12 protein-coding genes are annotated in these 14147 nt (G+C 43.6%); 2 read left to right on the forward strand and 10 right to left on the reverse strand.

The window, feature by feature from the left end; genetic code table 11:
* The 8 genes from AB4180_RS00930 to gap all read right to left on the reverse strand — a co-directional run bounded on the left by AB4180_RS00930 (position 1) and on the right by gap (position 10815).
* On the reverse strand, positions 1-1041 hold the full coding sequence (locus AB4180_RS00930) for a hypothetical protein (RefSeq protein WP_102249317.1): 1041 nt from the start codon (positions 1039-1041) through the stop codon (positions 1-3).
* A 615-nt stretch (positions 1042-1656) separates the two neighbouring features.
* Positions 1657-3543 carry a BCCT family transporter gene (locus tag AB4180_RS00935; RefSeq protein WP_102249318.1) on the reverse strand — a complete coding sequence of 629 codons (1887 nt, stop codon included), beginning with the start codon at positions 3541-3543 and terminating at the stop codon, positions 1657-1659.
* Positions 3544-3671: 128 nt separating this feature from the next.
* A complete protein-coding gene (locus AB4180_RS00940) occupies positions 3672-4025 on the reverse strand; it encodes a hypothetical protein (RefSeq protein ID WP_065678626.1) in 354 nt (117 codons plus the stop codon).
* 274 nt (positions 4026-4299) lie between these two features.
* Entirely contained in the window at positions 4300-5259 is a 960-nt protein-coding gene (locus tag AB4180_RS00945; RefSeq protein ID WP_065678627.1) for a ChaN family lipoprotein, read from the reverse strand.
* A gap of 75 nt (positions 5260-5334) precedes the next feature.
* Positions 5335-6150, reverse strand: a complete 816-nt coding sequence (gene rlmA, locus AB4180_RS00950; protein WP_017099212.1) for a 23S rRNA (guanine(745)-N(1))-methyltransferase — start codon at positions 6148-6150, stop codon at positions 5335-5337.
* Positions 6151-6342: 192 nt separating this feature from the next.
* Positions 6343-8379 (reverse strand): methyl-accepting chemotaxis protein, encoded by a 2037-nt coding sequence (locus AB4180_RS00955; protein WP_009848661.1) that lies wholly within the window; start codon positions 8377-8379, stop codon positions 6343-6345.
* A gap of 313 nt (positions 8380-8692) precedes the next feature.
* Entirely contained in the window at positions 8693-9577 is an 885-nt protein-coding gene (locus AB4180_RS00960) for a D-hexose-6-phosphate mutarotase (RefSeq protein WP_102249319.1), read from the reverse strand.
* A 242-nt stretch (positions 9578-9819) separates the two neighbouring features.
* A complete protein-coding gene (gene gap, locus AB4180_RS00965) occupies positions 9820-10815 on the reverse strand; it encodes a type I glyceraldehyde-3-phosphate dehydrogenase (RefSeq protein WP_009848658.1) in 996 nt (331 codons plus the stop codon).
* A 358-nt stretch (positions 10816-11173) separates the two neighbouring features.
* On the opposite strand from gap, the gene msrB reads away from it, so the two are divergent.
* Positions 11174-11572 carry a peptide-methionine (R)-S-oxide reductase MsrB gene (msrB, locus tag AB4180_RS00970; RefSeq protein WP_009848657.1) on the forward strand — a complete coding sequence of 133 codons (399 nt, stop codon included), beginning with the start codon at positions 11174-11176 and terminating at the stop codon, positions 11570-11572.
* Positions 11573-11751: 179 nt separating this feature from the next.
* Here msrB and AB4180_RS00975 read toward each other — a convergent pair whose 3' ends face one another.
* Entirely contained in the window at positions 11752-12558 is an 807-nt protein-coding gene (locus AB4180_RS00975; RefSeq protein WP_102249320.1) for a DUF2989 domain-containing protein, read from the reverse strand.
* Positions 12559-12671: 113 nt separating this feature from the next.
* On the opposite strand from AB4180_RS00975, the gene AB4180_RS00980 reads away from it, so the two are divergent.
* Complete coding sequence (locus tag AB4180_RS00980) at positions 12672-12953, forward strand: YeaC family protein (protein ID WP_009848655.1); 282 nt, start codon at positions 12672-12674, stop codon at positions 12951-12953.
* Positions 12954-13101: 148 nt separating this feature from the next.
* Here the strand turns inward: AB4180_RS00980 and ansA are convergent, their stop codons facing one another.
* On the reverse strand, positions 13102-14118 hold the full coding sequence (gene ansA / locus AB4180_RS00985) for an asparaginase (RefSeq protein ID WP_102249321.1): 1017 nt from the start codon (positions 14116-14118) through the stop codon (positions 13102-13104).
* Positions 14119-14147: the final 29 nt, after the last annotated feature.

A 14147-nucleotide genomic window follows, 5' to 3' on the forward strand; every position in this document is an offset into this window, starting at 1 on the left:
CTAAGACCTAAATATTATGTCATTGATAGTTTTTGTTAATTCCATACTGTTCTTAGGTTCTTTTACATTAAAGCTAAAACACCGCTCCTCTTTCCAGTCAAAACGATGAGGCAAAAACTCGACTTGCATTTCTTCATCTTCACTCGGTGAATACTTAAACTGGATAACAATCTGCCAAGGATGATAATCATTGCCATTTTTACTTTTCTTGTGGATAGCTAACTCGGATCTTCCACAATGGCCCGGATCTGAAGATGCACTTGAAGATAAATAAGGTCGTTCTGTAAATGTTGCTATTCTTCCCCAGCTCATGCGTCCTGCGTTGACATCGTTAAATAGGTTTTTAATGGCCTTGAAGACGTTTACTGGTTCTGCATCGACTCCAGAATGACGGATGGCGATATCATTTATAAACGATTTTTGAAGTTCTTTTAGCTCTTCATTTAAAAAACGCTTACCAGCAGCAGATGATACTCGATATTCAACACGGTCTTTGGTGTGAGGAATGAATACATTGTGGAATGTTTGCGAGTAATCATCAAAGCCTTTGTATGAATGCTTTACTTTTACCGATGAGTATATCATTGCATACCCATCCCCTAAGTCCGTCACTTTACATAGACTGAACCCCTGTGGGTAAGATTGCCCATCAACAAACTTAAATTTACCTGGGTATAATTTATATGCCTCTGATGTTCTTGGTGTACCGCCTAGAGGTACGATTTTTTTTCTTATATTAGTCGCATCCTTTTTACTCAGTTCTACTATTTGATAAGTATGGTCAGACTGACATATAAAACGGTCAATAGCTGTCTCAAGTCTATCAACGGTACATTGAATTTTACCTTGATCAGTTGATTCGATATCACAGGCGATTATGTTCTGAAGACTACTCCATCGGCCAGCGGTGCTGAATCCATATTGCGATGCTAAGTAGCAAAAGTATGTTAAGCCATCAGTATCGCCTAATGAACCTATTAGCTTGTCCATTAAGTGGTTTTTAGCTTGGCTCGGTGAATTTTGATTGTTGACAATGCCCATTAAGTATTCTTTTTAGTAAATTATGTCTGGTCAGATTCTACAATGGTTTGCAATGTAAATAAATGCACCATGATGAGTATTGAGAGGTTATGAGGTGCAAACTCGGATGGTAGTGAACATATTATGGAACTACCCGACCAAACAATTTTTACCTCCTAAATTCCCCATCAAAATGGTGGTCTAGGTTAAGCCTATCGCGCCACTGCATCTGCTCTTTTTTAGAAAGATTGCAGCGTCTAGTGAAAGCGTTCCAACTGACCGGGTCATTCAAGTGTTTGTGAGCGAACTTGTGATGCCAATTATGTTGAGCAGTTTTAGTAACATTGTGATTTGCCTATGTTTCGACCAATGTTTGCATGCTGTGCATACCACGTAAAACTAATCCTACAGCCAGCCATTTGTACAAATGGGTACAGACTTTTGGCTAATGGTGCGCCTATCCCCGACTTAGCCTAAACAGCTTAAGAAAAAAAGAGGAGAGAAGACATCCTGAACCACCCGAACCGTTAGTTGCTTATTAGTAGCAAATGACCCGAATAAAAAAAGGCTCACATTTCTGTGAGCCTTTGTCGTATTTAGGAGGGTCCAAATCAATGGACTGCGTCATGGCTAATGTCAAGCAAGCGGTAAGTCTGCAACCACCTGGTTGAACGTGATACGAGCATTCTGAGCTTGCTCAGATAACTCGATTTTTTTCGCTTGTGCGGCACTAAGATTACTCTCGGCCTGCTCAAGTGCTTGTTGTAGGTTCTCTGGTAAGTCGTGAGTTTCCATTTGTGAACCTTGTTCTAGCACATAAGCGCGAATTTCTTTCTTCACTGCGGCAAGTTCTGTGTAAGCAACACGCTCAAGTTCTGCAGCTTCTTGTGCTGCATCTCTTTCTTTCTCAAATTGAGCCAGTGCCATACCTTCTGCAGACCAAGGGTCCATATCTGGTAGTTCTTCGATATTGATCGTTGGCTCGATGTACGCGTCTTGATGGCGTAGGTCGAGGCTCGTTGCACGAACCGCTGAAATCATCAGCATCACAGAGATCACCAGTAGCGGTAAGCCACCAACTATTGCTGCCGTTTGTAGCGTACTTAGACCACCCAAGAACATCAGAATCGTTGGCAAGAACGACAGTGTGAATGCCCAGAACATACGGTTCCAACGCATTGGCTCTTCGGTCACGTTGTTTTGCACAACAGACGCTAGGATGTATGAGATTGAGTCAAATGTCGTTGCAGTGAAAATAATACACAGCAGCGTAAATACCGCGATAACTAGTGTACTCATTGGCAGTTGCGCAAGCATCGAGAAGATAGCTTTGGTAGCGCCTTCTGCATTCAAAATCGCTACTACATCCAGTTCACCAGAAAGTTGTAGTGATAGGCCATAGTTACCTAGGATCATGAAGAACAAGAAACAACCCAGAGAGCCAAAGAAAATTGAACCTGACACCATTTGTTTGATGGTTCTTCCGCGAGAGATACGCGCAACAAACAGGCCCATACTTGGTGCAAATACTAGCCACCATGCCCAGTAGAAAATGGTCCAGTCTTGTGGGAAGTGCGTGTTCTCAAAGGTACCGTAACCACCAAATGGTTCAGCCCACGTTGCCATCACGAAGAAGTTAGACAGTAGACGACCAATAGAGTCTAAACCTGTTTCTAGCATGAAGATTGTTGGACCGGCGATCAGAACGAAAGTCAGTAAACCCATTGCACCCCAGAAATTGATGTTACTCAGGATCTTGATGCCTTTTTCCAAGCCAGCATAAGAAGAGTAAGCAAAAATTGCCGTACAAACTAAAAGCACCATTGCTTGCGTAAGGTTGTTTTTAGGTAGACCGAATAGGTGATTCAGACCTTCAGTGATGAGAGGTGCTGCTAAACCTAGTGTTGTCGCGGCGCCACCCAGTAGACCGAAAATGAATAGGATATCGACGATTTTTCCAGGTACGCCTTTACTGCGGTGTTCACCAAGAACAGGCATTAACGCACTAGAGATCTTTAGAACAGGCTGTTTACGCACATAAAAGAAGTAAGCGATAGGAATCGCTGGGATCAGGTAGATAGACCAAGCGATTGGTCCCCAGTGAAACAAACCATAAGTTGCCGCCCAACGAACCGCTTCTTCACTTCCGGGTTCTAGTTGGAAAGGCGGTGATTGGTAGTAGTAAGCCCACTCAATACAGCCCCAGTACAAGATACTTGCGCCGATACCACCACAGAAAAGCATTGCTGCCCATGATGCAGTTTTGAACTCAGGTTCTTCATCAGCTTCACCCAGTTTAATTTGTCCCATATCACTGAACACAACGTAAACCATGAAGGCACAAGCAGCTAGGCCTAGAGCAAGATATAGAAATCCAAGTTGATCCGTCATGAATGTTTTCGCAACCGCAATCCAGTCTGCGCCCTGTGCAGGGAACAAAATGAGCGGGAAAACTATCGTGAGTAGGAGTGCAATCGCACCAAAGAAAGTAGGCTTATCAATAAGCTCAAAAGTGTTTTTCACGAGTATTATTCCATTAAAATGAGAGCGGAATTATGGAATGAACTCGTTTTTTAGACCAAATCGGGTCTGTTGTCGTGACGACAAATCGCTTTAATGCAGAGAGGAAAGTGCAGTAACAGAGGGGAAAGTTAGATTAAGGCAAGTAGAATGCCACCAACGGTTGCCGCTGCGGATAAGTATTGCCCAGCTGAATAAGAACCATCGTCCTCTTCTTCAATCTTATCTGGGTGATCCATACCTAAAGCGCCATGAGCGAACGATTCAACTTTATCGGTAACGGTTGCATTTTCCGCTTCGAATTTTTTGGATTCTTTATCGATTTGTTTAAGAGCAGATAATAGCGCTTTTCCTTCATCGGAAAGCTTAACGGTATTTTGTTCCACCTTGAGTGGAGCAGGCTTTTCAGCCTCGATGCTTTTATTCTGTGCGTTCATTTTCGCAGGTGAATACAGCTGAGTATTATTCGTTCCTACTGGTGTCATATCGCTCTCCTTACCTATCCTTAAATATAGTATCGGCAGAGGTGTGAAAAACTTGTGCATTTAATCACCGTGGTGATGTTTTTTTATTCGCACATTGTTTTTTCGTCTGCTTAGTCAAACCGTCTAGTTATTAAGCAAATCTTGTGCCGATAAGGAATTTGAATGTTATATAGAGTTAGAGTGGATGATAGGATCCAATGAAGCTCTGTCGATGGGCTAGTTATCTAGAATTAGCCCATCGTTTCGTTCTCTTATAAGAATGGATAAGAATGGTTTAGTCGCACTCTAGGCTAGCGCCGCGCTTAGATAGGTGTTTGTATGCCTTCATTCTGTTCTCTTTTTTAACAAAGCGAGCGGGTGGAGAAAGCACTTTTAGCTGGTAGTCACTGCTATCTGAAGATATTTCCTTTACTGGGCTGATAATCGCAATTTTCAGATCGGGATTACGACGTAGAATCGATGCAGCTGTGCCTAAACCATCTTCTGTGTGGAACTTGCCAGCAACATGAATCACTTGCTGATCTGGGTTTGATGTTAGGTAACCGACAATCGACTCCGCCATGGTTTCATCCCATGTTACTTGAGCGGCAAACTGTTTTTCTGTTTGCTCTGGCGTACCGTGATGCATCGAAGCCATGAATTTTTCTTTGTAAGGGCTATCGCCGGTATCCACTTCTGAAGCAATCCATTGACGTTGTTCCGTCGTTAGCTGATCTAGATAGGCTAATCCCTTACGGCCAATGCATTGTACGAAGGGTTTTGGTGCGTTTGCCGCGATGATATCGACGTCATTGGTTTTAGCGAACTCAACTAAAGCGCGATAATCACTTTCGTAGTTTGGCCAAGCAGCCGCTTGAGACATAAGAATTTGTTCGCCAATTTCATCATTGAGATATTGGTTTAATGTGTCCTGATGTTCTCGAGTGAATTGTTCCATTGAAAGCGCGATGTTTGATGTGGCGTTGCGACGTGCTTTTAAGAAATCGGTTTGGAAGCGATGGATTGCCGAGTGAGTGTGCCATTCGCCAATAAGAACCACATCAGCGTCAATCAGCTGTTTAGGTAATGCATCGAGAGACAGCGTTTCGCCTTGTGGAGAAGCAAACTGGTAATCATAGAATGTGGAAACGGTTTCCGTTTGCGTGTTAGCCACTTTTTGAGAAGTGTTGTTTGAAGGTTGATTAGTACAAGCCGTGAGCAGGGTTGCTAATCCGATAAGAATAATACGTTGCATGAAATGCCTCCTTGAAGAACACGCATACTAAAGGAGGCAAGATGATATTTCAATGCAAACGATAATCAATATCAATTAAATCTGTTTGCGGTACACTCGCAGCATAAAGTCCGCTTCACAGTTGAATTGCTCAGCATCAATGAGTTGTTGTTTAAACTCTTCACTCGCTTTCCAAGCAAACGGCGTCATCTGTAGCAGGTCGAATGCGTCTGACCCCGATAGTTCCATCATATAGTTTAGTTGCTCTTGGTGATCAAGAGTAAAACCTTCAATCATTTCTGGATCTTCGTCGTGCAAGCGAACACCATCATAAATTGCATCACGCAGCTGATACAGGTGTCGGCTAGCCGGTGTCACGGTGATCACCACGCCATTGTCTTTGATGGTGCGCTGCAGTTCTTCAGCCTTGCAAGGCGCATAAATGCGTAGAATGCCGTCTAAGCTGTTTTCCGCAAAGGGCAGACGATGGCTCGAAGCGACTGAGAAGTCGACAGCAGGGTAGCGTTTAGCTGCGTATTTGATAGCAATCTTAGAAATGTCTAGGCCAAAAGTCGCACCATTCTTTTCTTGAAGGTTTACCGCAATTTCATTGGTGTAATAACCTTCACCACAACCGATATCTAATAGGCTAGGGGCGGTTGCTGGCAGATAGCTAGCGCATAAACCAACAACAGCTTGACGCATTGGATCGTAGTGGTTGCCTTCAAGGAAGCGGCGACGAGCCTGCATCATCTCTTTGTTGTCACCTGGATCTTTTGAGCGTTTGTGGTGTGCTGGCATCAAATTAACATAGCCTTCTTTCGCTAGGTCGAACTGATGGTTCTTTTCACACTTAAACGTACGATCGTTTTGAGATAAAGGTTGGTGACACAAAGGGCATTGGTAAGTCATTGCGAACTCGAGGTAGAAATTTCAAGTCCAAAATTTTAACAGGAAGCATAGTGGGGCGCTAGAATAAACGCAGCTGTCTGGTTTACGGCAATTAGTGAAGATACAGAGGCTGTCAGTGAAGAGATAGAGCCAACGTATGGTTGGCTCTATTGGTTATGAGCAAGTCACTGATAGAAACAGTGAACTCGGTTTTTAGCTAAAGAAGTTAACTTGGTTCTTTAACGACTCAGCTTGTTTTTGAAGTTCATCAGCACTGTGAGAAGTCTTAGCGCTGGTTTCACGGCTTTGCTGGTTCAAATCGCTGATCGCATGCGCGTTCGCTGCTATTTCTTGAGAAACCTGAGCTTGCTCTTCTGATGTCGCAGCAATGGTTTCAGCTTGAGAGGCAATAGATTCAACTTGAGAGGCAATCGACTCTAGGGCTGTGCCTGCTTCTTGCGCTTTATCAAGTACTTGGTTGGCATTCGATTGGCTTTGTGTCATCAGGTTCACGGCATTGTTAGTTGAAGATTTCAACTTCTCGATGATGCTCACTACGTCTTGTACTGACGTTTGTGTACGATGAGCCAATGTTCTTACTTCGTCAGCGACCACGGCAAAACCACGACCCTGATCCCCCGCTCGCGCGGCTTCTATTGCAGCGTTCAACGCAAGTAAGTTGGTTTGTTCTGCGATGTCATCAATCATCTTGGTGACGGTTTGAATGCTTTCGCTATCAGAACTCACTTGCTCGATGGCCGATGCTGATTTGTCTAATTGATCATTTAGCTGGGCAACATCAATACACACACCTTCAACGACTTCTAAACCTTTCTGGCTGTCTTCATTTGCAAGGCGAACATTTTCAGCAATGCTATTCACTTGCTGCGCTACAGATTCTGCCGAGGTAGCCATCTCTTCAATAGCGGTAACGACTTGCTCAACCTGTGCTTGCTGGCGGTCAGATTGGCTCAGATTGTGGCTAGCATCCTGTGACACACTGCTAGAGCTGTTTTGTACTTGATCACTGGTCGTACGAATTTCTCCAACGAGTGTATTCAATTGAGCAGCCATATTCGCAACGCCGGTATTTAGGTTGCTGATTTCATTCTTAGTCTGTTTACCGTTGTTTGGAATATGTAAGCTGACTTCGCCTTTTCCTAAGCGCATCATGTATTCGTTTAAAGTCGTTAACGGCGTCAACGTACGGTTCAATACGAGCGTTAACACGACGATGGTAGCGGCGGCAATCAAGGTCGCGATTATCGCGATAAGTTTCAGCAGTTCGTCGCTGCCTTTAGTGACTTCATTAATAAATGTGCCGCCAAGTAGTTTCCAATTCCACCCCGGGACTTCGGTATAGACGAGGTATTTTTCGCCCACTGTTCCTTGATACTCAAAAGGGTAGAGAATCAAGCCGGATGGCTGCTCAAAGAGCTGATAGAAAGGTTTGTTACCGTCGTAGTCGGCAACATCCACAATAGATTTATCACCTCCAGCATTAGTAGGGTGCAGTAAGTACTGGCCTTGATGCTCTTCTTCATTGTCAACGATGATGGTATAGCCAGTATCGCCCCATGAGACAGAACGCAATGACTCGAACAGGTTTTGTGTCGCCTCTTCTACGGGTAGACCAATGAAAGAGACACCGTTAACTTTGCCTTGTGCATTCGTTAAAGGCGCGTAGTAGGTAATGTAGCGTTGGCCGAAGAGCTTCACTTGCGCGTAATAAGCTTCGCCATTTTTGAGTTTGTTATAGCCAGGATGATCCTTGCCTAACGTTGTGGCAACAACACGTTCCCCTGACGGTTTTTTAAGAGAAGTAGACACGCGAATAAAGTCATCGCCAAATGGGGCAAATAGGGTTGCTACAGCGCCGGTGTCGCGAGTAAAGCTATCAACGAGTTTAGTGTCGTTGATTAGGCTCTCACCATATTGAGTCAGGTTAGGAATGGAATGACCGTTGAACTCAACGTCGTAATTCTCAACATAAACACCTGCTAGGTAACCGTTACGAAAGGTGGATTCTAAAACTTTGGCGGTATGCAGGTAGGCATCGAATTGGCCAGATATGGTTTTGGCCATCGCTTCTACTTTGGATTGGTGTTCCCTTAACGTGTTGTCTAATAATACTTGTGAGGCATTGCGATACACGAGCGTTGCGATAGAGCCAAAGGCGATAAGTAAGCACAGCAAAATGACCAACTTAAGTTGGAAGCCAACACTTTGATTTTTGTATTTCTCGAACATGAATTCATTATCCTGTCTTCATTGAGGTGTTGTTAAGTGGTTTTAGATAAGTTTGTTATTGAGCCTCCTATCATAAGAACTTATTCATAGGCAGTAATTGATAAGAATTAATGAATTGATAGTTATATTTATAAATTATGGCGTATGAGATATGAAATGAAATTTGGAATGTATTAAATCTGAGTAGGTAAGCTTTGTCTGCGTTAACTTACAAACTGGTCATGGGAATAGAGATAGAGATAGAGAGGGTTAGGGGCAATAAAAATGCAGCTCATGGGCTGCATTTTCGTATCTAATTGGCGTAGCTTTAAGCTTATTTCGAAGCAATCACCGTAATCAGCTGGTGGCTTTCACCAGGCTGTAACGTTTTGCCTGCTTCTAGGCTTGGTGCGTGCAGTGTTGACTCGACACACATCATGGTTAGGTAACCGTCGTCTTGCATGTCGCCCATACCTGCAGCCCCTTCCGCCCACGGGTTCCACAGTACTGCGGAGTTATGACCGTGGTTTTCAACCGTTAGCGTGCGATCCAGCTTTTTGTCAGCAACAAAGATTTGCGCTTCTGGTTGCGTGTAAACGCGGTCAATCGTGTCAGTCAGTGCCAGTTCAGCACCACCTTGGCAGATCTTGCCACCTTGTAGGCTATCAATGTACTCAGCACCCATACCCGTTGTGGTTGTGTTGTGAATATCGCCAACGTTTAGGTAAGTGTGCAGTGCACCAGAGAAAGTCCATGGCTGAGAATCAGTGTTCTTCACGTCCAGCGTTACTTTTAGCTGCTCGCCGATCTCAACATTCAAACGTGCATCAAACTGATGAGGCCATACTGCTAGCGTCTCTTCGCTTGGCTTCAGACCTAAGCTAACAATCACGCCAGCTTCGCTTTCACGGTGCTCAACCAATTGCCATTCGCTTGAACGTGCAAAACCATGTGCTGGGGCTGCAATGCGACCAAACCAAGGCCAACATACTGGAATACCACCACGCAGAGCCGTTTTGCCATCGAATTTAGCTTGTTGGCTCATCCAAATTAGGTCTTCTTGACCTTGCGGTTGGAATGACACGACATGACCACCAAACAACGAAATCGCTGCGTTTGCTTTATCGTGGATAACACGAACCAGTTTTACACCTTCGTGCTCAACGATAGTGACGTTGTCAGAAAGTACCGACAGTGCAGGTAGAGTAGATAAATCCATTACATGATCCTTCTAAGGAAATTGAATTCAAATGCTGACTAGAGTGATGCTTGATTTTTCATGAGTAACAAGCAGAGTCAGTATTAGAATTGAATTTTACGTTTGGGCTATCTTGATGAGCTTAGACAGACGCGGTTTAAAAGATAGCAGGTATTAAAAAGGCGACACTAAGGTCGCCTTTTTCAAAGTCTGCTCAAAACAGTCTTCGCTAATGCTTATCTAAAGCTATTTCTAAAAAGAAATTACTTAGAGATGTGAGCGATTAGGTCTAGAACTTTGTTTGAGTAACCGATTTCGTTGTCGTACCAAGATACAACTTTAACGAATTTGTCAGTTAGAGCAACACCAGCTTTAGCATCGAATACTGAAGTTTGAACTTCACCGATGAAATCTTGTGATACTACTTGGTCTTCAGTGTAACCAAGAACGCCAGCCATTTCGCCTTCAGAAGCTTCTTTCATTGCAGCACAAATTTCTTCGTAAGATGCAGCTTCTTTTAGGTTAACAGTTAGGTCAACTACAGATACGTTAGCAGTTGGTACACGGAAAGCCATACCAGTTAGAAGGCCGTTTAGTTCTGGAAGAACAACGCCTACAGCTTTAGCAGCACCAGTTGAAGATGGGATGATGTTTTGAGAAGCACCACGGCCACCGCGCCAGTCTTTAGCAGAAGGGCCATCTACAGTTTTTTGAGTTGCTGTAGTAGCGTGAACTGTAGTCATAAGACCAGACTCAATGCCCCACTTATCGTTAAGTACTTTAGCGATAGGTGCAAGACAGTTAGTAGTACAAGAAGCGTTAGAAACGATGTCTTGACCAGCGTAAGATGCTTGGTTAACGCCCATTACGAACATTGGAGTTGCATCTTTAGAAGGACCAGTAAGAACTACTTTCTTAGCGCCAGCAGTGATGTGCTTACGTGCAGTCTCGTCAGTTAGGAAAAGACCAGTTGCTTCAGCAACTACGTCTACTTCGATAGCATCCCACTTAAGGTCTTCTGGGTTACGCTCAGCTGTAACACGTACAGTTTTACCGTTAACGATTAGGTTACCGCCTTCAACTTCAACAGTACCGTTGAAACGGCCGTGAGTTGAGTCGTACTTAAGCATGTATGCCATGTACTCTACGTCGATTAGATCGTTAATACCTACTACTTCGATGTCTGCACGCTCTTGAGCTGCGCGGAATACGAAACGGCCGATACGGCCAAAACCGTTAATACCTACTTTGATAGTCATTGTAGTTGCTCCACAACTTAATTTCTGATTAAAGATAACTGGTAGTAAAATTACAGAATCCAGTATACATCTGCAATAGATAATCCGACTTAACTTGTTTAATGTCAAAAAAAAGCGACGCTTTTCTTAACAATTGGGTGTAAGTGGTTGAAAATTGACCATTGCGAGTGGCTCTGTACCCTTCCAGTTGGGTAAAATACCTCTAAATGATGATTCACTTATGAGTGTATATGTACAATGTTTCCTGGTGAGAAAGTATGTGCTACAAAACGACTCATATGCAAGCCTTTATAGAAAAAAGTAAATATAATAACTGATAATGTGGAGAGATATTAACGTGATTCAAAAGGGAGGAAATATGATAAAGCCTGATGAATACTGGCGTGAACGCCTAACGGACGATGAATTTTCTGTGTGTCGTCAACGTGGTACCGAAGCCCCATATAGCGGTAAGTTACTGCACAACCATAAGACGGGTGTCTATAGCTGCACATGCTGTGAAAGCCCTTTGTTTCTGTCGGATAACAAATATGATTCAGGGTGCGGTTGGCCAAGCTTTGATGCCCCAGTGAATGATGAAGCAGTACGATATATAGAAGATCTAAGTCACGGAATGAAGCGTGTAGAGATCCGTTGTACCGCTTGTGATAGCCATTTAGGTCACGTTTTTCCTGATGGTCCGAAGACAACCGGTGAACGGTTCTGTGTTAATTCTGTGTCGTTAATTTTCAACAAAAATGACGAAACTACCAAATAACTTGTCACAATTGTCTAATCCTTACAGGCGTATTTGTTGATTGAGTGGTACTGAACTGCCCAGTAGCTCAGTATTTCAGAGTTATTTCTAGCACAAACGAAAACAGCTACCATCATGGTAGCTGTTTTTTTGAAAGCTCGTGAATAGAACGTTTGGACTAGAAAACGAGAACAGTGCGATCAGTAACGAGGGACGATTGAAGAGCTGTAAACCTCATCTTCAATAGCTTCTACTATATTGTCCGCGTCTTGATTCAGTTGTTCGTATGTTGACTCATCGAAACGGTACAACACGGTAAGTTCTGCTTCCGAAGCAATAGGTACATCAAACTCTTTCGCTACCATGGCCCACACGTACGCCTTTTCCATATGCCCAAGGCTGTGGTTGATACTCGCCATCGATTTGAAGATCTCGGTGTTGACCTTCGAACCATTAGAAAGCGTTAACGCATTGTTGAGTAGCTTAAGCGTCTTTTCATGGTCACGGGTAGTATAAAAAGTGGCTAGCGCATATTGCATCTCTGCTGTGTTTAATGCTTCTGTCCCTTCTAATTGCAGGAAACTGCGTCTTGCGTTGGTATCCCCAGTTTGTGACCACATAAAATAAAGCGTTTCCGGGGTATTTGATCGCGAGAGTTCGTCAACAATACGTTCAGACTCTTCGATACTATTCATTAAGGAGATGAAGCGACGTTCTTGAAGTTTGGATTGATCAATCGTTTCGATCTGTGCAGCAAGCTCTAGACACTTTTTGTAAGTAGTGACTAATTCGAATTCTTTAATCTTATTGGTATCGCTGGGGTTTTCTTTTGCTTCAAATCGATGCCAGACGAGGTCGGTACGTGCGACACGGCACTGTCCGTCGTTCATATTTAACTTTTTACACTGAAGCCACGGGTTGCTTTCGCACAATTGAGCGGTATTTTTGTTCCCGTCAAAACACCCAACCAGAGTGAAAGGCAATAGGCTTAGTACCAACCATTTCATAATTTTCATATTCCTTCACTTGTGATCAAATACACTTATTTTCAGTCAGGTTCTTGACTCAATTCTGATACGGGTTATTTTCTGGTGAAAATTGTTAAAACTAAGGCCTTACCATGGATGCAGAACAACTTCTTAGCGCAATGACCCCCGAGGTCTACGAACGTTTAAACTATGCAGTTGAAACGGGGAAATGGCCAGAAGGAACGGCGCTCTCTAAAGAACAGCGCGACTCGTGTATGCAGGCGGTTATGTTGTATCAATCGAAACATAACTCTGAAGCTCAACATATGACAATTGCAGCCGGCGGAGAAATTAGCTTTAAATCAAAGTCTGAACTAAAGAAGCAGTTTAAGTCCGACCAAGAAGATATTGTTAGAGTTAATCCTAATCATTAGGCTTAAATTACAACAAAGGGGTGGCACAGTGCCACCCCTTTTTTACAGTTAAGCTGTTTATTTATAAACAATAATACGATTTAGTTCAGGTTTACGTGAGGGGCTTGATTAAAGGTAAGCCCTCGGCTAAACGAATCGCAGGATAGGCTTATAAGCTCATCTCACCGCGTAACACTTGTTGCATTTGAGCTTTCACTTCTTCGTAGCTTAAATCTTGGCTCAATAGATAATGTAATTTCGCCAGTGCCGCTTCTGGTGTCATATCGTAACCACTGATAACGCCCGATTCTGCTAGTGCACAACCCGTCGCGTAACCACCCATGTTGACTTTACCTGCCAAACACTGAGTTAGGTTCATCACAATCACACCTCGTTCTGAGGCATCTTTTAAGTGTTGAAGTAGTTCTTGATTTTGCGGTGCGTTACCAACACCAAAAGTAAGCAGAATCATTGCATTTACAGGCTGTAGTAGCGTGTTGCGAATCACCTCATGCGAGATTCCTGGGTACATTGTAATTACACCGATGGGTTGCGGAGTAATGTTATGAACCTTGAAAGCACCTTCGGGTTGTTCGTTTACCTTAACGTTATTGCTGATCTGGATATTGATACCCGCTTCTAGCAATGGAGTTAGGTTTGGAGAGGTAAACGCATTGAAGCCATCAGCGTGTGATTTTGTACTGCGGTTACCGCGCATCAACTTGTTGTTGAAGAACAGTGTCACTTCGTTGATCGGGTAGTTCGCTGCAATGTGCAGAGCATTTAGCAGGTTTGCTTGTCCGTCTGAACGTAACTCTGCCAATGGGATCTGAGAGCCCGTAACAATCACAGGTTTGCCGAGGTTTTCCAGCATGAAAGACAGAGCAGAGGCGGTGTAAGCCATTGTGTCTGTACCGTGTAGGATAACGAAACCATCGTACTTATCGTAGTTCGCGCGAATATCATCAGCAATAGTCTGCCAATCAAGTGGTGTCATATCTGAAGAGTCCATCAATGGAGAGTATTCATGAATGGTGTACTCAGGCATTTCTGGGCGATGGAATTCAGGCATGCCAGCTAGCTGCTTATCCATAAAACCTGCGACTGGGACATAGCCGTGGTCCAAAGACTTCTGCATGCCAATTGTGCCGCCGGTATACGCGATATAGATGTGTTTTCTTTCCATGGCGATTAATACTTAGTGTGATATAGGGA

This window comes from Vibrio sp. 10N.286.49.C3, from assembly GCF_041469545.1.
Taxonomy (GTDB): Bacteria; Pseudomonadota; Gammaproteobacteria; order Enterobacterales; family Vibrionaceae; genus Vibrio; species Vibrio tasmaniensis_A.